The sequence below is a fragment of the Brevibacillus brevis genome, from assembly GCF_022026395.1.
In the GTDB taxonomy this organism is placed as follows: domain Bacteria; phylum Bacillota; class Bacilli; order Brevibacillales; family Brevibacillaceae; genus Brevibacillus.
This window is the reverse complement of the sequence record NZ_CP041767.1, coordinates 1,143,692-1,165,298: the sequence shown is the minus strand read 5'-3', so window position 1 is coordinate 1,165,298 and position 21,607 is coordinate 1,143,692. Positions and strand designations below refer to the sequence as shown.

The window sequence follows — 21,607 nt, the reverse complement described above, 5'->3', positions numbered from 1 at the left end:
GTGAAGTGTCGGCTGTTTTCTTTGTCGTTTCCATCAGCGATTGAGATGATTGGCAATTGCAGGCTGTCGTATCTTTTTCTGATAGTTCACCAAGCAAATACTGCACACGATCAATACCAGTCCGGCGATGAGCGAATACGTAACCGGCTCGTCCATAAAAATAGTGCCAGTGACGACTGCGATGAGCGGCACGAGAAACGTAAAGGCGGCCACCTTGCTTGCTTCGCCTGCATTCACAAGCCCAAAGTAAATGACAATGGCAATCGGCACACCAAATGTAGCACCGTAGCTGAGGCCGATCAAATAAGGTACATTCCAGACAATGTCGGACCAGCTTTCTACGCCTGTCCCCAAAAGAGTTAAGGCCGCGCCACCAATGATGCATTGCATGGCAACCATCCAAAGCGAATCTACCTTGGCACTGACTTTTTTCACATAGATCACGCCCATCGCCCACGTCAGAGCCGTCAACAAGCCTAAAATGACGCCCACGATGGAAACCTGTCCAGTCAGACCATCTGCACTGACCGCAAGTATCCCGAAGAATCCCATGATCAGCCCAATGATTTTGAGCACTGTCATGCTCTCACCCAGCCACAACCAGGCAAAGAGTCCAATCAGGATTGGCTGGAAGTACACCAACACAGAGAATAATCCACCTGGCAAATACACGAGTCCAACCGTCTGAATGCCGTAAAAGCACAATGTATTCAGAAAGGCAGATATACAATAGCTCAACCAGTTTTCACGCCAGTTGATCTTTTTCCATTTCGGTAAAATGAATAAAGCTAGCAGAAGTCCGCCAATCAGCGAACGCATTCCTGCGAATAAAATCGGTGGAGTATAAGCGAGTGACATTTTGTAAATCGACCAGCTTAATCCCCACATCAACACCAAACTTGCAATAGCGACTACAGTCTTACCCGAAAACTTTCCCACGAGGGGCCTCCCTTTCTAGCTGCACACTTGCACTTATGTTTTTGTCCGCCTCCTATAGTACCACACAAAAGAAACAGCCGGATGTTCTCACCCGGCTTTGCTTCCTGCCATTTTATTGCTGTTCTTGACGCAGGAACTGATCGAAATCATCTGTCGGAAGCGGTTTGCTGAACAAATAGCCTTGACCGTGGTCACAGCCATTTTCCTTCAATGCCGCTACTTGATCATGGAGTTCAATTCCCTCAGCGATGACATTCATATTGAGACTTTGTGCGATCGTGACAATCGCTTTTACAATCGCTTGACTCTCCTGATTGTGATGAATGTCGCGAATAAATGAGGCGTCAATTTTGATTGTATCGACTGGCAAGCTTTTAATATAACTAAACGAGCTATAGCCTGTCCCAAAATCATCAATCGAAATTTGGATGCCGATTTCCCGAATCTGTTGCAGGACTGCCGTCGCCTCTTCCATTTTGACAAATATGCTCTCCGTAATCTCGAGCTCCAGCCAATTAGGAGATAGCTTTGTTTCCTGAAGAATATCCTTGATCATCTCGACCAGATCTTTTTGATAGATCTGTCTCGCTGACAAATTCACAGAGACCTTCAGCGTATATCCTTCATCGTGCCAGATTTTATTTTGTTTGCACGCCTGTTTCAAAATCCATTCCCCAAGCGCCAGGATCATCCCTGTCTCTTCTGCGATTGGAATAAAGCGATTCGGCGGAATGATACCCAGTTCTGGATGCACCCATCTGACGAGCGCCTCCATGCCTGTCATCTCGCTTGTCGCGATATCAATTTTGGGCTGGTAGTAAATTTGGAACTGCTCTTGTTCAATGGCTTTCCGCATCTCATTTTCCATCAAGATACGCTCCAGCGACTTCGCCTCCATCGTAGGATCGAAAAAGTCATAGCCATTCTTCCCGCGTGATTTCACGGTATACAACGCTGTATCGGCCCGTTTCAACAAATCTTCTGGATTGTCCCCATCCTGTGGATACAAGGCGATGCCGATGCTGCACGACACGTTGAACACATGTCCATCCAATTCAAACGGCCGCTGCAGCTGATACATGATCTGCTCTGCCAGCGCAGTTGCTTCATTGCGATCTTGCAGCTGGTTCTGCATAATTGTAAATTCGTCTCCACCCAACCTGGCCACGACATCTCCTGGCTTCAGGCATGCCTGTAGACGCTTTGCTGCTTCGATCAGCAACATATCCCCTACATCATGACCGAACGAATCGTTCACATCCTTAAAACGATCCAAATCCAAAAACAGCACTGCCAGATTCGATTGGAAACGCTTGGCCTGCATCATTTCCTTGCTGAGCTGTTGGACATACATCCGTCGGTTCGGCAGATCTGTCAACGCATCGTGATAAGCCAAATGGTGAATCGTCTCTTCGGACTGTTTCCGGTCTGTGACGTCACGGGTAACGAGGAGGAGCTTGGTCACATTTCCTTCTTCATCCACAATCGGATTGATTTTGCTCTCAGTCCAGATCACATCGTTTCTTTGGGTATTAATCCGGCATTCTACCATGTACTCTTTGCGCGTAGAGAAGGCATGCTGAATCGCATAAGCAAAAATATCCCGGTCATCCTCCACAATCCACTCGAACAGGTTATGGATTTCCTCATCCGGAACGGTATGCTCCCATACACGCTTGTGAGACGGAGACAAGTAAAGAAATTCCCCATCCAGGTTGATGATGCTGATGATATCCGACGTGTTTTCCGCGATGATACGATACTTTTCTTCACTCCGCTTTAGCTCATCTTCCATCTGCTTGCGAGCTGTGATATCACTGCGAATGGAAAGGTATTGATAGATTTCGCCCGCTTGGTTCTTAAATGGCACAATGGTCGTATCAACCCAATAATAGCTGCCATCTTTTGCGCGATTGCGAATTTCCCCCCGCCAGACCTGGCCAGATCGAATACAGGACCACATTTCTTTAAAAAAGCCTTTCGGATGGTAACCCGAATTAAGAATACGATGGTCCTTTCCAATCAATTCGCTTCGTTCGTATTTCGATATGCGGCAAAATTGTTCATTTGCCCGCAAAATAATCCCCTTATGGTCCGTAATTGCCAAGATCGTGGATTGGTCCAAAGCGTATTTGACATCTGCCAGCTCATTCACAACCATGTTCAGCTCACCATCTTTTTCGCGTAGTAGACCAGCCCAATCTTGGGGTGTCAGTGAAGATATCATTTGGTTTTTCATTTTCCATCACCTGCTTTGAATACAGTCAAAAAAAATGATCCTTACAGAAGGATCGTAACGTTCTGAATACAAGTTCGTTCCATTTTACCATGTTTTACCGAAAGATCAACGAGAACAACTGCGATAGATACAACATTTTTGCGAAAAAAATGAACCAGTGCATGTAGCCTGGCTCACTTTTTTCAACAATGGGTATGAACGGGCTGCTTTGCTTACAACCGGGCAAGAATGCTGCGATTGAGGTCTGCGACAGAATTGCTGCCAGACAGCGCCATAGCGACGTCAAATTCATGGATGAGTGTATCTAACACACTCGCTACGCCTTGCTCTCCGGCAACAGCCAGTCCATACAGAAATGGGCGACCAATCAAAATGGCATTGGCCCCTAAAGCAATCGCTTTAACGACATCTGCTCCTGTACGCACGCCGCTATCGAGCAATACAGGTATTTTGCCAGCTACTACCTCGGCAATCGCCGGCAATGCATCCAGCGTAGAAATAGCGCCATCCATCTGCCGCCCACCGTGATTGGAGACGATGATTCCATCTACACCATGCTCTAAAGCAAGGCGCGCATCATCCGGATGCAAAATGCCTTTTACTAAAATCGGCAGACGAGTATGCTCACGCAAATAGGCGATGTCGTTCCAATTCAGCGCTGGATGATAAATGTTTTTCAACACTTCCTCCACTGCATTCTCCGGCGTTACCTCAGGGAGTCGCGAACAAAAAACAGGGTCTGTCAAGTAATTCGCCAGTCCTCTTCCTTCGCGCAGTGGCGAATACCCGTTGCGAAAGTCTCTGCGCTTCCACCCTAGCATGACGGTATCTACCGTGAGGACAATGGCAGAATAACCAGACTTTTCCGCTCGTCTGACCATGCTCGCAGAAACCTCTCGATCATTCGACCAATAGAGCTGGAACCAGCGATAGGCATCGCCCATCACTTCGGCAATCTGTTCGAGTGAATGAGCAGATACCGTACTGGCTACGAAAGGCACTCCGGCTGCTGCTGCCGCCTTGGCAGACGCCAGCTCTCCATCGGGATGTGAAATCGTCTGCATGCCTACAGGAGCCAAGAAAATCGGTGTGCGCAACGTTTGATTGTACATCGAAATACCGAGCGTGCGATTCGTCACATCCCGCATCATCCGCGGAATGATTGCCCAACGGGAAAAAGCTGTCCGGTTTTCTACGAGCGTTTCCTCTGCCCCTGATCCCCCGGCAACGTAATCAAATGGCCCATCAGGCAAAACCTCTCGCGCCTTTTTCTCCCAGTCTTCAATGGAAATCGGCAGTGCCTGCGTATCCTTGTTCACACGAGTAAATAAGAGTGATTCCTGATTAGTTTTCGTCATTTGGTTTGCTTCCTTTCTGCGAACGTCTTTCATCTTTTTTATCTCAATTCACATAAATTCGCAATAGTCTTAATCTCAACTCTATTATCGAGCTTGTCCACTTTCACACATGGCCTTTTTCAAGGCTACTTTTTCTTTTTGCCTTTTCGGGCTGCACGACGGACCCGTTTCTTTGCCTTTACTGTCTTCATCGTCTTCATTCCAGCGGCTCCTGAACCCACCCATGTATTGGTTTGGCTATTTTCATTGATGACCTTCACTACGTTGCCGCTATTGTTTCCACCCGAACCGGAAAACGCTTTGGTTACGCTTTTCGGAGAGTTGTTTGCCGTATCGCCAAAGTTGATATTCCCGACATTATTGGTAATGGTCACCTTGCCCACAAAAGTCGGCAAAACTCCTCCCTCCCCGTTGCGTAGTCACTTATTCCCATCCTATTCGAACGGTTTTGCGCCCGCTTGGACGATGGTGTAGGGCATTTGTCCGATGTGGTCTTGCCAAAAAAAATCTCCCCGTGTAGACAAATCTACGCGAGGAGAAAGACATTTTATTGCGCGGTATAACCGCCATCGACCAGCAAGCTTGTCCCTGTGACGAAGGAAGCATCGTCGCTGGCAAGGAACAGAACAGCCTTGGCGACTTCTTCTGGTTTACCCAAGCGTCCCATTGGATGCAACCCAATCAGGTGCTCATTCAAAGCTTCATTGCGCCCAGCAATCAAGGGTGTATCGATGTAGCCCGGGCAGACCGCATTGACACGTATCCCTTGCTTGGCATACGTCAGTCCCAGTGTCTGGGTCAGGAGCTTCACGCCACCTTTGGCGGAAGAGTATGCCGTCACGCCCGCTTTTCCAGCATGGCTATGAATCGAGCCGCAGTTGACAATCGCGCCGCCAGTCCCTTGTGCCAGCATTTGCTCGATGACGTATTTATCACACAAGAACACTCCGGTCAGATTGATATCAATCGTTCTTTGCCAGTCATCCACGCTCAACAGATGACCAGGTGCGTCTTTCGCAATACCTGCATTGGCAAACAGAATGTCTACCTTTCCATACTTTTCTACAGTGGTGCTCACCATGTTTTTCACTTCGTCTTCTTTCGTTACGTCCGTTTTCACGAACAACGCGTCGAAGCCCGCTTGATTCAGCTCTTCCGCCAATTCATTTCCACGTGGGGAGAAGTCAGCAATCACGACTTTCGCCCCTTCTTTTGCGAAGAGACGGACAGTCGTTTCACCGATTCCGCTTGCTCCACCTGTTACGATCGCTACTTTATTTTCCAATCTCATGGATAACTCCTCCTGTTTTCGAAAATGGTATTTGTACCGTTTTATCGCGCTGTTGCGCCGCCATCGATGACGAATTCCGCCCCTGTGACATGGGAAGATTCGTCAGAAGCAAGGAACAGCACCATATTGGCTACATCCTCGACAGTTCCAAGTCGACCTGTTGGAGTCGCCTGTGCCAACTCTGCTTTAGAATGCTTTGTCGTTTCCGAAGCATAGGACACCATGTTTGTATCGATATAGCCAGGGTGAATCGAGTTCACGCGCACACCTTGTGCCGCGTACTCCATAGCTGCATCCTTGGTCATGATGCGAACCGCTCCCTTGCTCGCTCCGTACAAGACGTGACCCGGCGCACCAAAAAGCCCGGCGATGGAAGAAGCATTGATAACAGAACCACCTTGTTGTTTTGCCATGAGTGGCATTACATGCTTCATTCCCAAAAAGACACCCGTTACGTTAATCGCCATGAGACGATTCCATTCTTCAATGGTAATCTCCGCCAACGGTTTAATGATATAAATGCCTGCGTTGTTGAACAGGATATCTACTTTCTCGTATTGTTCTACGGTGGTTGTCACTACTTGCTGCCATTGCTCTTCACGGCTTACATCATGCGCAATCGCGATGGCTTCTCCACCGGCATCCTTGATTTCGGCTACCGTCTGGGAGGCACTTTCCAGATTGATATCCGTAACGACTACCTTGGCACCTTCCTTGGCGAAACGAATCGCCGTTGTTTTCCCGATTCCTGTTCCGCCACCGGAAATGATCGCTACTTTCCCTTCGAGTCTCGCCACGGTAAACGCCTCCATTGATGATGTCTCTTGTACCTGATCTCTTGCCTTGCTTTCATTATAGGACTCTTTTATATTTAAAAATATGTAAACATACTTACCCTTCCTTAAGCACGACTAAAGGATGTGCTGTTACCAAATGCATCTGGAACAACTGGAATATATCGTAGAAATAGCAAAGGCAGGCTCCTTGACCAAAGCCGCTCAGAACAAGCATGTCACACTCTCCGCGATCAGCCAGTCGCTCTCGAGTCTGGAAGCAGAGCTGGGCGTTACTCTGTTTACACGTTCGCGTCTTGGTGCAGTACCGACCCCTGAAGGGCGCATTATCATCAAAAAAGCGTTTGAAGCCTTGGGAAAGATCCAGGAAATTTGGGAGGAAGCACAAAACTATACGAACACGTTGAGTGGAGAGCTGCGACTGGCGACCATTCCCGGTCCCATGAATCTTCTGGTCGATGCCGTCGCGAGCTTTAAAAAAGATTATCCTTACATCCGTACCGAAATTGCAGAAAAAGGCACACAGGAAATATTAGAGGACATTCTTCAGGACAAGCTGGACATTGGTCTGGTCATTATCCATGAGAATCTGCTCAAAAAGAGCGAAGGCCTCGGATTAGTGTTCGAACCGTTACTAGAGGGAAAAATGGTTGTAGGTGTAGGCAAAAACTCGCCACTTGCCTATCAGGATTCCGTCACACCTGAAGAGCTTCGCAAGCAATCCTTCGTCCTGTACAACGACGACTACGTCAAATGGTTCGTAGAGGATTTTGCCGCGACTTATGGTCCCGTCGACATTTTGTTTACGTCGAACAACACAGAAGCGCTCCGCAATGCAATCCGGCAAAATCTCGCGGTAACCATCGGACTGGACTACTCTTTTGTTCATGAACCTCATTTGCAGGACTCCGATTCAATTACGCTTGATTTGGATATTCCTTATCAACAACCCGTCTATTATGGGTGGGTTCGCGCGGAGGAACGGCATTATTCCCGTATTTCCATGAATTTCATCAATCGACTTCAATACGATTTGAAAAGCAAGAAATACCCACTCACTCCTTAGCAGAAAAAAGGCTGCCGCTTCATTTTCGCGGACAGCCTTTTTCAAATCGTTCTTACTGCGCTGGAGCAAAGAAGGTTTGTTTATCGTTCCCGTTCTTAATCAGCGCTGATCTGGCCTTCACCACTTGCCCCTCGTACGTGAAATCTTGCTCAGAGAAATTGACGATCACTTGCAGATCATCCCCGTAAACCGACTTCTGCACGAGCCTGTCTTCGGACAACACGCGATAATCGGTCATTTCCTGTTCCACAGCTTTTTTATGGAAAGGAGACCATACCTTCAAATAGTTCGTGATCAATGATTGGTTTGCATCCCACATCTTTTTATCCAAATGATAGAGCGGCGGTACATTGTAAAGCAGCTCCTTGAGCATACGAGTGCCGACTTCCCCCTTGATCTTCAGGCTGCTCCACTCCCAATGATGGCTCGTGATTACCGCGTTATTGTACACCAGCTTGTACAGTGGCAACGAATAGGCAGGATCAATGTATACATGACGATACTCTTCCTTGATCGGAACCTGTTTGGCATATCGTTCTGGGATCTCTCCCGCCGGGGACCAGTAGCCTCCTACATAATACGGGCTTTGCTTGTTTTTTCGCATGTCCGAATCTGCCCACTTGATGACAGGCGTTTCAATGCCATGGGCAAAGGCGATACTTCGGCTGGCAAAGTCATTTCCAGTCTCAGACCCGATGACCAATTTCTTTTCATCGCGAATGTAGTCCATACGCGCAAGCTTCGCCTTCATATCCTCTGCCTCAGTCGTCGTGTGCTTCGGCGAATAATCATCGCTGAAATCCCCTGCTGCATCCACGTCAATAAACCACGAATTAAAAGCGACATCGTTACTCATAATGTCATCCATGCGCTGTTTGACACTTGGCAGTGATAGCGTTGGATTCAGCAATCTCCCCTGCTGGAGAAAACCAGCTTTTTTCTCTCCATTTTTCTTCGAGATCGTCGCGTTCTCATACAAGCCCTTATCCTTGAAAATAGCCGTATTCCAATCCGGATTTTCCTCCTGATGAATCGAGTGGTAGGAATCGTAGCTGGCGATCAAATAGCCTGTCTCATTCGCCTCTTGAATGAATGCTGGCTTCATGTAGGCAGCCGTCCAATCCGGCAAACCGATCCATGCCTGATCAATCCCAGCCGCTTTCATTTCTTTCAAGAGATCAGTAGAGTCGACATTCCCCCATTGTTCCACAGGTGGAACAACATCCTGCAGCACACTTTTCAGCAGCTTTTTATTCAAGTCGTACAGCTGTGATTCCGTCAACGAGTCGATCCCTTTTCCAAACGATTTTTTTACCTCTTCATCGACATGTGGAAATCGCTGCGGATTGTAAAACTCACGGGAACGCAAAGCGTCATTCAACCCGCTGAGTATCGCTTTCTTTTGATAATCTGCGACGTAATCCTGCTTCTGAATCTCGCGGAATTGCTGGATGCTCTCTTTTCCGTCCACTCCATTGGAAGCCAAGATTTTCTCAAGTGCCCCGATGAAGTTCTCGTTCAGTTTCGTTTTCAGCGCATTCCATTTCACATCGTTGACCGATAAGAAGCTCTTATTCCACAAGTAAAAATGAGGAGCACCGTAAAGCTTTTCGATATTCGGATTGGCTTTGGCTTTTTCAGCCAGGGTTAGCAGTTCTCCCTGCTCCTTGACATATTGCTTGTAAACATCTGCTACGCTAACCGGATCGTTGTCTGTGACGTACAAGCGGAACCCGTAGGTCTTGTCCGGATTAATCGTCGGGAACTCGTGCGAAAACGTAAACGTAATCGTTGGATCAACGGCAAAATCGACAGTGTTGTTAAACAAATTGTCCACCACGTACATCAGCGCATACTTGCTCTTGTTCACAGCAAAAAAACGCATGGAAAAAGACTCCGCAAAGCTAAGACTCTCTTCTTTTAAAAAGGACTGCCACTTGCTGTCATCCGCAGGAATCCATTTTCCTTCTCCCAAGGGCACCATGTAGCTTGCTCCTTTTACTGTCGGCCAGGAAAAGCTCTCTGTTCCTGTGGAAGTCAGGGTGATTTGCAAATGATCCTCTTTCTTTGTGATCGAGACATCCAGCTGATCGTCCGGATAGCTCCAGGCAATCTCTTGTTCACCTTTCCGTACATTCATTACCTTGCGCGCAGGCATCGGCTCCGAAGCACTTTCCTTCACACCGTCTCTCTCGACAAATACTTCGAAGGTCTCCAGCTTCACATCAAAAGTAAAATCTGCATGCTGCTTTGGCTGCACCTGCTCGATAGCAAGGTTGTTCTCACAACCAACGACTACTTGGAGCATCAGTACAAATACCAGTAGTAAAATCCCTGTTTGTTTCATGAAATCCCCCTAAATCGAATCACTATGTATATCGTATCACGATGTTCTTGTGTAAAAAAAGCCAAAGCCTTTGCCAAGGCCGCCTCACATCTGTGCGACCTCGCTAAATCAGAAGGCTTTTTCGACTCTGATTCTGTTGTTACGACGTTGCAGACAAATCATCATCGTATGAGATGCTTTTCCGTCGCCTGTAGATGAGAGCCGCTCCTAATCGGAACATTCCGTAGCCAATGAGTCCCCCGAGTACGTTTAGCAGCAGATCATCGACATCAAAACTGCCTAACGATAACAATAGTTGCAGAGTTTCAATGATGAGACTGACAAAGAGCGTGAGAAAAAATACGCGATGAATGTTTTGGAATCTAAGGAAAAGCAGTGGTACCAGCAACCCAAGCGGCACGAACAAGATGACATTTCCAGCCAGATTGAACACCAATATATCAACGTTGTATTTGTCATAACGGTATACGTAATCCACCAATGTATGAAATAGGTTCGTGTTTAGAAACGGCTGACTGTACTGCGGAGCGCCATATGCAAGCATCCTTTCCTTCCATTCAACCATAAAAGCTCTGCTTTCCCATCGCTCAGGCGACAACAACAAGTAATAGCTGAGGACGGCTACATACATACAGAATAAGCTCATGACCCATTTGCGGAAATATTTATCAATGAGCGGCATGGATTCAGACAGTTGCCGACTGATTGCTCCCATAGGCCCGAATCGTTGAAGGGTCAAAGATACTGCTTCCTTTTCTTCATAGCCTTCTTCAACGAGCTCACTTTTCATGCTGTTCAAATGATCCATCAGCTCATCTTTGACATCCCGCTTTTCCCATTTCGAGCACGGCAAGCGACTGACAACCTGCTCTGCATATTCTTCGAGCTTCATTCGTTTACTCACTTCCCTTATTACACAGCATAATGAGTCGGCTTAAGCTCTGCCAATCCTTCATCTTGTCTTGAAGAAGGCCCTGGCCGGTCTTGGTAATCCGATAATATTTGCGGCGTCCGCCTTCATTGGCTTCCCCCCAGTAAGACTCCACTGCCTTTTGCGTCTCCAGTCGCTTTAGGGCAGGGTATAGTGTGCCTTCACCGATTTCATACAGCTCATCGCTTTTATCGCGAATCTTCTTGGCCAACTCATAGCCGTACTGATCTTTCTGTGCGATCAGCGAAAGAAGCAATAGATCAATGCTTCCTTTCAACAACTCCTTGTTCATAAAAGCATCTCCTTCCCGTGACATGCCTAGAGATTATCACACTATACCTCGTGATACAAGGTAATTTAAAAAAGAAATTCGCGGAATGTCATTTTGGTTCTATGTAATTATTGACAATAATAAAATAGGTAATATAGACTATATTCGACAACATTTTTCATGAAATTACATACTTTCGGATGATCGTTTTTTCTATACGCATCCAGATGATAGGCCCATAGAACGAAGCAAAAAGAAGATTTTCACTTTTTTGGAGCGGGTTACTTTCAATTCGTGACTTCATTCTCTCTAACAGGAGGCACTTACATGCTTGCCGACTTTTCGATGATCGTTCTGAATACGGTTCTCTTAGCCTATTTTGCAATCGGTGTGCTATTTTTGTATTCCGAATCCAAATTTTTGCGTAAAATGAAGACTCGTAGAAATAGATAAGCCGATTTTTAGATAAAGGAGTTTGCAGATACATTGAGATCTTTTTTCCGCCAATTTCTGCCACGTCAGAATCACCCCCAAGAAATTACCTACAAGGAACTGGATTCGAAATTGATCAAAGCTGCTCGGTACGATCTGGCTGCAAGCCACCTCTACATCCGTTTTCACGATGGACGCGAGCTCGTTTACTGTCGGGTCACTCCTTACGCCTACAATGCGTTTTTAAATGCTGACTCGTTCAGCGATCATTTTCATTCGTTCATCAGCCAACGGTACTTGAACTACCAGGTGATGTAGCCTGTCTATACAAAATGCCCTCAGTCTGTCTTCTCGACACTGAGGGCATTTATTGTTGATCATACTATTTTAATGCGCGATGCAAAAAGGATTTGGTCCGCTCAAATTTAGCGTTTGTAAACAATTGCTCAGGTGTCCCCGACTCTACGAATTCCCCTTTGTCCATAAACATGATTTGGTTTGCCACCTCGCGTGCGAATCCCATCTCATGCGTCACAACCATCATCGTCATATGCTCCTGGGCAAGCTGCTTGATGACTTGCAGGACCTCACCCGTCAGTTCGGGGTCGAGAGCAGACGTAGGCTCGTCAAACAACAAAATTTGCGGGTTCATCATCAGTGCTCTGGCGATCGCCACACGCTGCTTCTGTCCGCCTGAGAGCTTCGCCGGATACGCGTCAGCCTTATCAGACAGGCCGACCTTTTCCAAGAGCTCTGCACTCTTTCTTTGGATGTCCTGTGCCGCCTCACCTTTGACTACGCGTGGCGCGATCTCCAGATTTTCCTTCACCGTTAGATGAGGGAACAGATTAAAATGCTGAAAGACCATGCCCATTCTCGCTGTGATCTGCTTGATTTCCTGGTTGCTGGCATAAACGCCGTCCTTCACCAAATAATCATCCTGCACACGAATGCTGCCACCATTCACCTGCTCCAGATTGACCAAGCTGCGTAGCATCGTGCTTTTGCCGGAGCCAGAAGGCCCGATTACTGCCACGACTTCGTTCTTTTTCACCGAAAACGAGACATCTCGCAAAACTTCTTGATTGCCAAACGATTTCTTTAGATTCGATACTTGAATGATATCCATAATGCGCCAGCCCTTTATTCGAATTTAAATCTTTTTTCCAGCCACTTAAAGAACAATGTCAACAATAGCGTCATTAACAAATAAATGATTCCGGCAATAAAAAACGGAACGATGGTAAAGTCGCGATTCACGGCCGTCTGTGCAAAGTGAAGCAATTCTGGGACAGCAACCGCATAGAGCAGCGCTGTGTCTTTTACAAGGGTGATTGATTCATTTGCGACGGCAGGCAAAGCCACGCGAAACATTTGCGGCAAAATAATCTTGCTGGTTGTCTGCCATTTGCTAAAGCCGAGGACCTGCGCCGCCTCGTACTGTCCTTTGTCGATTGACAGCAGTCCTCCACGGAAAATCTCCGCGAAATACGCTGCGTAGTTCAGCACGAAACCGACACATGCAGCGACGAACCGATCCATCACCAAATACTCTCCCACTACGGGCAAGAGAGGCAGCCCGAAGCAAATAAACAACAGCTGCAATAGAAGAGGCGTCCCACGCATCACATACACATACGTATGCGCGCACCAGGACAGCGCCTTATTACTGCTCTTTGCCAGTAAAGTGATCAAAAAACCTAATGGAATGGAAAGCAGAATGGCGATGATAAACAACAGCACCGTCATCTGTGCCCCTTCTAGCATGGGCTTCGTAATGGAGAGAATGTAGTCTACGCTCATCTTGGTATGCTCCTAATCCTGAAAATAAAAGCGTGGCTTCGCCAATCAAGCGGCGAAGCCATCGCTGTTCTTCTTATTTCAATACACGATTTTCGCCAAACCATTTTTCCGATATTTTTGCAGCTGTACCATCCTGATTCAACGCATCCAGTGCCTTTTGCAGCTCATTCAGCAATGCCTCGTTGCCTTTTTTGACGCCTATTCCATATTCCTCAGGGGACAGCGATTCTTCCAACTCTTTAAATGTTCCCGGCTCTTTTGTCATATAGTAATCGGCCACAACCTGGTCGATGACGACTGCTTCTACACGACCAATTTTCAAATCACTCAGTGCCAGCACGTTATCAGGGAACTCGGTAATCGATGTGACCTGATTTTTGATATCACTCGCATTAATCGCGTCAGCTGCGGAAGACAGCTTTTGCAAACCAATTGCTTTACCGGCCAAGTCTGACAGCTTGGTCAAGTTGCTATTTGCCATGGTGACCACTACTTGTGCGTTTTTCAGATAAGGCTTGGTAAAGAGAACCTTCCCTTTTCGCTCATCTGTAATCGTATATCCATTCCAGATTAAATCAATACGACCGCTGTTTAGTTCAGACTCTTTTGCACTCCAATCGATTGGTTGAAACTCGACTTGTTTTCCCATTTTTTCGCCGGCTGCACGCGCATAATCAATATCAAAACCAACAAGTTCATTTTTCTCATCCCGGAATCCCATTGGTGCGAACTTATCATCAATTCCGATAATCAGCTTGTTCGCGTCAGCGCCAGTGTTTGCGCTGGAACAGCCCACTACCAATGAAACCATCGCACTCAACAACAATGACATCCATGCTATTTTCTTCATCGTGATGATCCCCCTCGTTTCCCTACTCTATGTTTTACTCTGATAAAGTGGTAATACGTTAACAAGGTATCATGATAGCACATTAGCAAAGAATAGTCGATACTTTAGTAAACAAAAGCACCCTAGAAATATACGCCAAATGATTGAGAAAAATGCCCGACTAGCAAATGCACGTCTTTTTCTTTTTTCCGACACTCCCTCGTTCCTCTATCTTTTTGATATACTCCGTAGCCAACGGAACCTTGCACGCTGTCTGTCCGACGTCCACATGTACTTTGCCAATCGCTGCTGCCACTTCCAGCGCTTCCTGATGAAGTTCCCGTACATATGCGCCTACTGAAATAACGAATTGATTCATGGTGTACCGTACGCGGTTCTGTTCCTGATGAATTGTCTCCTTCACTCTCATGAGGAGCCGTTTGATTTCTTCCTTATCTAGTTGTTCATCAGGAGTAATCGACAAATAGTTCGAATACGTGTTCCACCCACATGTGGCTACCATTTCTTCTTTTGACTCGATCCATTCTCGAGCCAACTCCATGGCAAAATGGCTCTCAGCGGCTACACTCGCAACCGTATATTCGGCGGGCGCGTACCAAGACGCTTCCTGAATCCAAGCCTGCAGCCGCTCTTTTGTTATGCTCTTTGGGTCAACTGTCAATCCGGCCAAGTACATGGCGTCGTAGTTTCCCGTATCGTACAGCGCCTGGACGAGCTGCTGATCATGCTTTACCTCCTTGACCAGCTTTTTCATATCGCCGACTCGCACGCCAAATAAAGGCTCTTTTGCCCCATGCCGCAATAACGTTTTTTTCGTCTGTTCTGTCCCCATCGCTTCGAGCTTCTGCATGACTTCTTCCAGCGTCATCTTGCCGCCCTCCCTTTTCTTCTATTAATAGGATAACCAGCAGCCCTACCCCCAACACGAAAAAGCCCTCCTCATTCAAAGGAGAGCTTTTTCGTGTTGGAGCTTGACGCTCTTTTCTTATCCTACGCCTGATTGCGAACTTTGATATACGAAACATTTCTTACGTTGATGACAACATCATCATACTGGAGCCATCCGTTGTTTTGATTAGCGACCATTTGAATGATCTCTTCCGGTTCCGTCGATTCGATGCTAATCGTTTCACCGCCTCCGGAAAAGTAAAATTGAATCACCTTTACTTCCTTCATAAAATCCCCTCCTATTCCTTCTAGTTATCGGATGGTTGGAAAATTTTTGTTATGGGTGATTTTTATGTATACTTTTACCATTACTGCGAAAAGGAGTTTGTTGAAATGCCAGATTCGGTACACACGAGAAAAGGAGCAAGTAAAGCCTCACTCATCCCTGACAATGTATTAGCACTCCTTCATGCTGGAGAATTAGAAAGCGTCAATTTGACTGAATGGCAGGCTGTTGATCATATGCATTTGTTACGAATCGTTCTGCCTCATGTTACGTTAGGTGCGTATGTCCCTCAACTTGTTGGTCAATTAGAAGAGACCGGATCAACGAGCGGAATGAAAGCTATCCGTCTGATTGGACAAGAACTGCTTGCGATCTTACACAAATCGGGTGAACCCACAGCTACGTCTTCTGTTTTCCTATCGTTGGCCAACCACAAGTCAGACAGTGTCCGTTGCTGGAGTGCCTATATTATCGGCCTGGACAACACCTTATCTTTAGAAGAAAAACTAGCCCAAATAAGAAAATTCGCGGCTGATCATCATTTTGGGGTGAGAGAGATCGCATGGATGGCGATTCGAGATTCTCTCTTGCATGATCTGAACCATTCCATTCAACTCCTGAGTGAATGGGTACTTGATACCGACCAAAATATTCGCCGTTTTGCGGTAGAAGCCACACGCCCGCGTGGTGTCTGGTGTAAGCATATTGACGCATTGAAAAATGAGCCCGCTCGCTGCCTGCCTTTGCTCACACCAGTGAAGTCAGATCCAGCCAAATATGTTCAAGATTCTGTAGGGAATTGGTTGAACGATGCGAGTAAATCACAACCAGACTGGGTGACACAGCTTTGTGACGAGTGGCTAAAAACCTCTGATACAAAGGAAACAAAAAGAATTATCACCAAAGCGAAAAGAACGATCCTGAAAAGTCACACTGAACAGAAATGATGAACCGAATCACACATTTATCCCAATTTTATTTGTTGAATTCATTATCCGAGGAAAGTTTGCGCTTAATTGATCAATTAACCTCTCTAACCCCTTTCCCCAAAAATACGTGCATTCAAACACCAGAAACTTTTTCAGAAGGCTTCTACTTCATCAAACAGGGAAAGGTAGGTTTATATAAAGTAAATCGGGATGGTCGGCAGTTCACATTCGATATCCTCGGGGAAGGCAATGTGTTTGGAGAAGTGGATCTCCTCTCATTAGGTACAAGGGAGATGTATATAGAAGCCATCGAAGACTGCCTCATTTGTAAAATGAGCAAAGCAAAATTTGAAAGCTACATCATCGAACATCCGCAACTGATGATGAAGATCATGAAAGTCATTAGCGATAGAATGATTTCGATCAGCCAAGCAGCCGAAAATCTTGCCCTTCTCCCTTTACAAGATCGCATTATTTCCACGTTGGTAAAGCTTGCCGATCAATTTGGCAATCCTAACAGTTCGGCGTTTCAACAAATTGACTTACCTCTTTCCCATCAAGAAATCGCCAATTTTGTTGGGGCATCCAGGGAAGCTGTGACGGTAGCATTACGTGCTTTAGCAAGAGAAGAACTGATTCAAACAGGCTTTAAATCTATTTCTATTCAGCGGGACAGGATTTTGAAGAAAATGTAATCCAGTTTACATCTTTCGCTCAAAAAGAAAGATATCGTAAAGCCATGGCTTCTACTATTCTTTCGAAAAAGAGGGGAACGACATATGGATAAACCACATTTTCAGAGCCTGCGCGAAGAGCTAGATTTTACAACCATTCAAATAGCAGACTTCCTCACCCGTGAAGTAACAGATGCATTTACAAGATCAATTGAGGAGCTGCGGACCTCTGAACTGGCAAAGGGCTTGCCGATTGGTTCGATTGCGCCTGATTTCACGTTGAACGATCACACTGGCAAGAGCATTACCTTGTCGGAAGAAATCATAAAAGGTCCTGTCGTCCTCACATTTTTCCGTGGATCATGGTGCCCCTACTGCAATTTGGAGATGCAAGCGTACCAAAAACAGCTCGATACGATAACCTCTCTGGGTGCTCAATTGTTTGCCATTAGTCCACAATCTCCTGCACACTCTCTTACTATGCAAGAGAACAATCGTCTGAGCTTCCCCGTGTTATGCGATACCAATAATCAGGTAGCAGAAAAATATAGACTCATATTCAGACTGCCTGAGTATTTACATGATACCTACCGATCATTGGATATCGATCTCAATCATTTTAATAGCGACGATTCCTGGACACTCCCCATACCGGCTACTTATATCCTCGATGAACAGGGCGTAATCCGGTCAGTATTCTTAGATCCTGACTACAAAAAGCGAATGGAGCCTACTGAAGTTATAGACATTCTGCGCACCCTAACCTAACGCCCTACTCCCTATTTAATGAAGAACCAGTTGATACGGCAACTGGTTTTTTCGTACGTTCATATATTATGAACAATTAGTTACTTCTTCCTACCAAAACTTGACAAAGCTAATACAAATGGCTTATATTTTGCATGATTATGTCTAGCAAAATTCGACACAGTTTTACAATTTTTGCTAAAAAATGAAAAAGGCAAAGTCATCGAAAGGTGGCGACGCAAAACCACGGGTCTACAGTCTTTGACCATGATAGCCGGGTTGCCATCATCTTGAGACTATTTTTCGATGTTGGTAGCTTCGGTTGTTCCATTTCGATGGAACGGCCTTTTTTTGTGTTTCGTTTTTTGAAAGGAGGATGAAAGCACTTTCATTTTTGTAACAGATGGAAAAACATAACTTTTGAGACGTCAAACATACACAACACGGTAATCAGAAAATGATGGAGTGGAGAAGTTATGTACAAACAAGTAGAAACCGTACAAGAGTTAGCCAAATTTCATGAAATCAAAGAAACAGTATGGACAAGCATGGGCTTCGAGATGGAGTACGCGAAAGAAGGCTCGGCTCAGTTCCTCTTAATCGCCGAAGATGGTGAAGCAGGTGGAACATTTGAAATGACGCCCTTTTCCAAATCAAGTGCTTATATGAAATCACTTTTTCAGGATGTTGTTACAGAAGATATGAAAGTAATGGAGGTAGACAGTCTCGCTGTTCTGCCGAAATACCGCGGACAACTGGGGCAAAAAGGAATTTGCCTGATGATAGATTACGCTGAAAAGCATGGTTATACCCACGCAATCGGGGTAGCAGATCCGACCTTTTTTAAATTTATTAACACGAAGTATCAAGTAAAAGCAACTCAGACCAAAGATATCGTCTTTTACAAAGGGGCCGATGCGATTCCGACCCTTTTCCATCTAAAAGATGTCTATGACAATAAGCACGATCCGAAATATTCCTGGTACAATACGTCGTCATCCAACCAAGTAAAAGTCGAGGTAGGTGGGTAACATGGATAACATGGATAAAATTGATTTATTGAGAAGAAGAAACAATTGGGTCGTAATCGTATTCGCAAGTATTATTACGGTTGTTCAGGTCTTAAACCTCTTTCTAGGCGTTTCGTACACATTCGTTTTCACAATTCTGGGTATTTTGTATGGCGTACTGGCACCTTTTGCTTACATCTCTAATCGCCCGAGCTTCCGTGAAAAAGCAGCGCCCTTCATGAAGTTCTTTAACTTCGCCGTAATCGGGATCTTCATGTTCATCGTAGTCGGACTGGACCCGCATATGATCAATATCATGACCATTATGTTCTTCGTAGCAGTTATGGGGATTTATCAAGACCGACTCATCAATATTTTGACGATTGTATCGACATTGGGCATTGTCTCTTACTACTTCCTGACACAAAGAGAAACGATTTTCCATTCGACAAGCAATCTCGATCTGATGTACTTCCTGCTCACCTTCTGCTTTGTCTCTATCACGAGCATGATGCATGCTGTATTCAATAACAAGTTGCAAGAGGAAAGTGAGCAACAGAAGCAAGAAGCGATTGCCTCGAAGGAATCGTTGCAACGTGTTCTGGATAAGATCAATGAATCACTCACCTCTATGCAAGACTATCAAGAGAATTTGAACAAGGTAACGGACGGTGTCAATGTTCGCGCTGTCGAAACCGTCGCTTCCCTGCAAGACATCATGGAGTCCTTTACTGTCCAGACCAGCAATACAGACGAGCTGCGTCGGGAAATGAGCTCGACGAATTTGCAAGTTGAGGACATGACCCGCTCTGTTACAGAGATGCATGAGTACGTAGAATCGACCAAGGAAGCCACTAGCGAGAGTGGAAAACGCATTGGCAACATCGGTAATGACTTTGAACGATTCATCAAGGACATCCAAGGTACGAACCAGCTAATCCAAGAGCTCAATAAAGAAACCGAATCGATTGGAAAAATCATCCAAACCATTTCCGAGATTTCTGCACAAACCAATCTGTTGGCACTCAATGCCACGATTGAAGCGTCTCGCGCAGGCGAACACGGCCGAGGATTTGCTGTCGTCGCAGATGAAGTACGCAAGCTGGCGGAATCCTCCAAGCTATCGTCCGAGTCGATCTCGAGCCTGCTCATGACCATCCGCGAAAAAATGAAGCTTGTATCGGATATGATTTCCGAGTCGCAAACTTCTTTTGAGAAAAATAGCGAGGGCATTCTCGAAGTACAAGAAATGTTCACCAATGTAGACAACTACATGCAAAACTTCGCAGATAAAACGAAAAACCTGCAAGAGTTCATCGTCCATGTTCACAGCATGATTCAGGAAGTCGGCGCAAAAGTAGAAGTCAACGCAGATATTACCGACAAGAACAAAGAGAGCCTGGAAGAAGTGCTTGTGCTCGTTTCTGAGCAAAAAGACGAAGTCGTTAAGGTTTCTGGCGGCTTTGAGAAAATTGAACAGCAGATGCGTGGTCTCCATATGTAATCTTCCTGCAACCGCCTTTCACTGGCGGTTGTTTTCTTTTCTCATTTTGTAACCGAACAGGCATATAATAGAAATATTCTGATATTTTTACTTTGAAAGGAGGCACATCATTGATGGATGCAAGAATCGAAACCAAAACGATTCAGACCGATCGATTGCTCGTTTCCTACCTGACAGCAGGCGTACCGGAAGGAGAACCGCTTCTCCTCATTCACGGCAATGCATCAGCCAACCTGTTCTGGGATGATACCATCGCGGCTCTATGTGACGAGTACCGTCTGTATGCACCTGATATGCGTGGCTATGGAGCAAGTGAAGCATTGCCCATTGATGCGACACGCGGTTTGCGAGACTGGTCGGATGACCTTCATTCGTTTATTCGGGCATTGGACTTGCCAACGCCCATCCATCTTGCCGGCTGGTCGTTGGGTGGCGGGATCGCGATGCAGTTTGCCATCGATCACCCGCAGGAAGTCCGCTCTCTGATTCTCATCGCCCCCATGTCCCCTTACGGCTTTGGTGGAACCAAAGATATAGCTGGTACCCCTTGCTACAGCAGTTTCTCAGGCTCGGGTGGGGGAGCCGCCAACTCTGAGCTGGTCAAAAGGATTGCAGCCAAAGATATAGGCAATGAATCTCCCTCCAGTCCTCGCAATGTCATGAATCAGCTTTATTTCAAGCCCCCATTCCAAGTTGGCCCAGAGCAGGAAGACCGTTATGTGAACTCAATACTCTCTACGAGAATAGGAGAGGACTTTTACCCCGGTGCCTTTGAATACGTAAACGATTGGCCCGGTGTTGCTCCCGGAACGACAGGGATTACGAATGCGATTTCTCCCAAATACGTAAATTTGTCCGGTATTGTCCAGATGGAGCCGAAGTGTCCGATTTTATGGATTCGCGGTGCGGATGATGCCATTGTCTCGGATCAGTCGCTGGCTGATTTCGGTACGCTGGGCAAGCTTGGCTATGTCCCCGGATGGCCGGGGGAAGACGAATATCCCCCGCAGCCGATGGTCTCCCAAATTCGTGACGTGCTTGAACAATATCAGAGCGCTGGTGGTTCTTATCAGGAGATTGTCATGGAAAATGTGGGGCACGCTCCACACATCGAGAAAGCAGAGGAGTTTATCGAGCTCATTCGAAAAACCGTCAGGGCATGACCGTGACGGTTTTATTTTATGATACATTGGTTTCCCCAGCCTTACCTCCTTTAGGCGCATCTGGGGCGAATTTTAGCGGAGTGAA

22 protein-coding genes and 1 riboswitch are annotated in these 21,607 nt (G+C 46.2%); of the genes, 8 read left to right on the top strand and 14 right to left on the bottom strand.

Features of this window, described 5'->3' with window-relative positions; genetic code table 11:
- Positions 1 to 33 precede the first annotated feature (33 nt).
- The 6 genes from FO446_RS05985 to FO446_RS05960 all read right to left on the bottom strand — a co-directional run bounded on the left by FO446_RS05985 (position 34) and on the right by FO446_RS05960 (position 6,624).
- A complete protein-coding gene (locus FO446_RS05985) occupies positions 34 to 939 on the bottom strand; it encodes a DMT family transporter (RefSeq protein ID WP_173609083.1) in 906 nt (301 codons plus the stop codon).
- Between the two features lie 112 nt (positions 940 to 1,051).
- A complete protein-coding gene (locus FO446_RS05980) occupies positions 1,052 to 3,178 on the bottom strand; it encodes a bifunctional diguanylate cyclase/phosphodiesterase (protein ID WP_173609084.1) in 2,127 nt (708 codons plus the stop codon).
- A gap of 212 nt (positions 3,179 to 3,390) precedes the next feature.
- A complete protein-coding gene (locus FO446_RS05975) occupies positions 3,391 to 4,536 on the bottom strand; it encodes an alpha-hydroxy-acid oxidizing protein (protein WP_237900096.1) in 1,146 nt (381 codons plus the stop codon).
- 125 nt (positions 4,537 to 4,661) lie between these two features.
- Positions 4,662 to 4,931 (bottom strand): spore germination protein, encoded by a 270-nt coding sequence (locus FO446_RS05970; protein WP_232773575.1) that lies wholly within the window; start codon positions 4,929 to 4,931, stop codon positions 4,662 to 4,664.
- 152 nt (positions 4,932 to 5,083) lie between these two features.
- Positions 5,084 to 5,827 (bottom strand): SDR family NAD(P)-dependent oxidoreductase, encoded by a 744-nt coding sequence (locus FO446_RS05965; RefSeq protein ID WP_221867447.1) that lies wholly within the window; start codon positions 5,825 to 5,827, stop codon positions 5,084 to 5,086.
- A gap of 41 nt (positions 5,828 to 5,868) precedes the next feature.
- Positions 5,869 to 6,624 (bottom strand): SDR family NAD(P)-dependent oxidoreductase, encoded by a 756-nt coding sequence (locus FO446_RS05960; RefSeq protein WP_237900095.1) that lies wholly within the window; start codon positions 6,622 to 6,624, stop codon positions 5,869 to 5,871.
- A 136-nt stretch (positions 6,625 to 6,760) separates the two neighbouring features.
- Between FO446_RS05960 and FO446_RS05955 the strand changes: the two genes are divergently transcribed.
- Entirely contained in the window at positions 6,761 to 7,687 is a 927-nt protein-coding gene (locus FO446_RS05955) for a LysR family transcriptional regulator (protein WP_237900094.1), read from the top strand.
- Between the two features lie 52 nt (positions 7,688 to 7,739).
- Here FO446_RS05955 and FO446_RS05950 read toward each other — a convergent pair whose 3' ends face one another.
- The 3 genes from FO446_RS05950 to FO446_RS05940 form a co-directional block, all read right to left on the bottom strand.
- The gene (locus tag FO446_RS05950; protein WP_237900093.1) at positions 7,740 to 10,034 is read right to left on the bottom strand and encodes a glycoside hydrolase; all 2,295 of its coding nucleotides are present in this window, start codon (positions 10,032 to 10,034) and stop codon (positions 7,740 to 7,742) included.
- A 139-nt stretch (positions 10,035 to 10,173) separates the two neighbouring features.
- The gene (locus FO446_RS05945) at positions 10,174 to 10,926 is read right to left on the bottom strand and encodes a VanZ family protein (RefSeq protein ID WP_237900092.1); all 753 of its coding nucleotides are present in this window, start codon (positions 10,924 to 10,926) and stop codon (positions 10,174 to 10,176) included.
- A gap of 4 nt (positions 10,927 to 10,930) precedes the next feature.
- On the bottom strand, positions 10,931 to 11,257 hold the full coding sequence (locus FO446_RS05940) for a PadR family transcriptional regulator (protein WP_088906130.1): 327 nt from the start codon (positions 11,255 to 11,257) through the stop codon (positions 10,931 to 10,933).
- A gap of 465 nt (positions 11,258 to 11,722) precedes the next feature.
- Between FO446_RS05940 and FO446_RS05935 the strand changes: the two genes are divergently transcribed.
- Positions 11,723 to 11,986 (top strand): KTSC domain-containing protein, encoded by a 264-nt coding sequence (locus tag FO446_RS05935; RefSeq protein ID WP_173609092.1) that lies wholly within the window; start codon positions 11,723 to 11,725, stop codon positions 11,984 to 11,986.
- A gap of 64 nt (positions 11,987 to 12,050) precedes the next feature.
- On the opposite strand, the gene FO446_RS05930 is transcribed toward FO446_RS05935, so the two are convergent.
- The 5 genes from FO446_RS05930 to FO446_RS05910 all read right to left on the bottom strand — a co-directional run bounded on the left by FO446_RS05930 (position 12,051) and on the right by FO446_RS05910 (position 15,497).
- A complete protein-coding gene (locus FO446_RS05930; protein WP_217366951.1) occupies positions 12,051 to 12,797 on the bottom strand; it encodes an amino acid ABC transporter ATP-binding protein in 747 nt (248 codons plus the stop codon).
- 14 nt (positions 12,798 to 12,811) lie between these two features.
- The gene (locus FO446_RS05925; RefSeq protein WP_173609093.1) at positions 12,812 to 13,471 is read right to left on the bottom strand and encodes an amino acid ABC transporter permease; all 660 of its coding nucleotides are present in this window, start codon (positions 13,469 to 13,471) and stop codon (positions 12,812 to 12,814) included.
- A gap of 73 nt (positions 13,472 to 13,544) precedes the next feature.
- Positions 13,545 to 14,321, bottom strand: coding sequence for an amino acid ABC transporter substrate-binding protein (locus FO446_RS05920; protein ID WP_173609094.1), 777 nt, complete (start codon positions 14,319 to 14,321; stop codon positions 13,545 to 13,547).
- Between the two features lie 160 nt (positions 14,322 to 14,481).
- Entirely contained in the window at positions 14,482 to 15,189 is a 708-nt protein-coding gene (locus FO446_RS05915; RefSeq protein ID WP_237900090.1) for a DNA alkylation repair protein, read from the bottom strand.
- Positions 15,190 to 15,311: 122 nt separating this feature from the next.
- Entirely contained in the window at positions 15,312 to 15,497 is a 186-nt protein-coding gene (locus FO446_RS05910; protein WP_173609096.1) for a hypothetical protein, read from the bottom strand.
- A 105-nt stretch (positions 15,498 to 15,602) separates the two neighbouring features.
- Here FO446_RS05910 and FO446_RS05905 point away from each other — a divergent pair, with 105 nt between their 5' ends.
- From FO446_RS05905 to FO446_RS05880, 6 genes are all read left to right on the top strand, one after another.
- Positions 15,603 to 16,442, top strand: a complete 840-nt coding sequence (locus FO446_RS05905; RefSeq protein ID WP_237900088.1) for a DNA alkylation repair protein — start codon at positions 15,603 to 15,605, stop codon at positions 16,440 to 16,442.
- A complete protein-coding gene (locus tag FO446_RS05900; protein ID WP_237901046.1) occupies positions 16,442 to 17,119 on the top strand; it encodes a Crp/Fnr family transcriptional regulator in 678 nt (225 codons plus the stop codon). The genes FO446_RS05905 and FO446_RS05900 overlap by 1 nt, the downstream gene beginning before the upstream one ends.
- Before the next feature lie 84 nt (positions 17,120 to 17,203).
- Positions 17,204 to 17,866, top strand: coding sequence for a peroxiredoxin-like family protein (locus FO446_RS05895; protein ID WP_237900086.1), 663 nt, complete (start codon positions 17,204 to 17,206; stop codon positions 17,864 to 17,866).
- 182 nt (positions 17,867 to 18,048) lie between these two features.
- Positions 18,049 to 18,132, top strand: a riboswitch (cyclic di-GMP riboswitch).
- Between the two features lie 189 nt (positions 18,133 to 18,321).
- Positions 18,322 to 18,876 carry a GNAT family N-acetyltransferase gene (locus FO446_RS05890; RefSeq protein WP_173609099.1) on the top strand — a complete coding sequence of 185 codons (555 nt, stop codon included), beginning with the start codon at positions 18,322 to 18,324 and terminating at the stop codon, positions 18,874 to 18,876.
- The gene (locus FO446_RS05885; protein ID WP_173609100.1) at positions 18,869 to 20,359 is read left to right on the top strand and encodes a methyl-accepting chemotaxis protein; all 1,491 of its coding nucleotides are present in this window, start codon (positions 18,869 to 18,871) and stop codon (positions 20,357 to 20,359) included. Before FO446_RS05890 ends, FO446_RS05885 begins: the two co-directional genes overlap by 8 nt.
- Before the next feature lie 113 nt (positions 20,360 to 20,472).
- Positions 20,473 to 21,522, top strand: a complete 1,050-nt coding sequence (locus tag FO446_RS05880) for an alpha/beta hydrolase (RefSeq protein ID WP_237900084.1) — start codon at positions 20,473 to 20,475, stop codon at positions 21,520 to 21,522.
- The last annotated feature ends 85 nt before the right edge of the window (positions 21,523 to 21,607 follow it).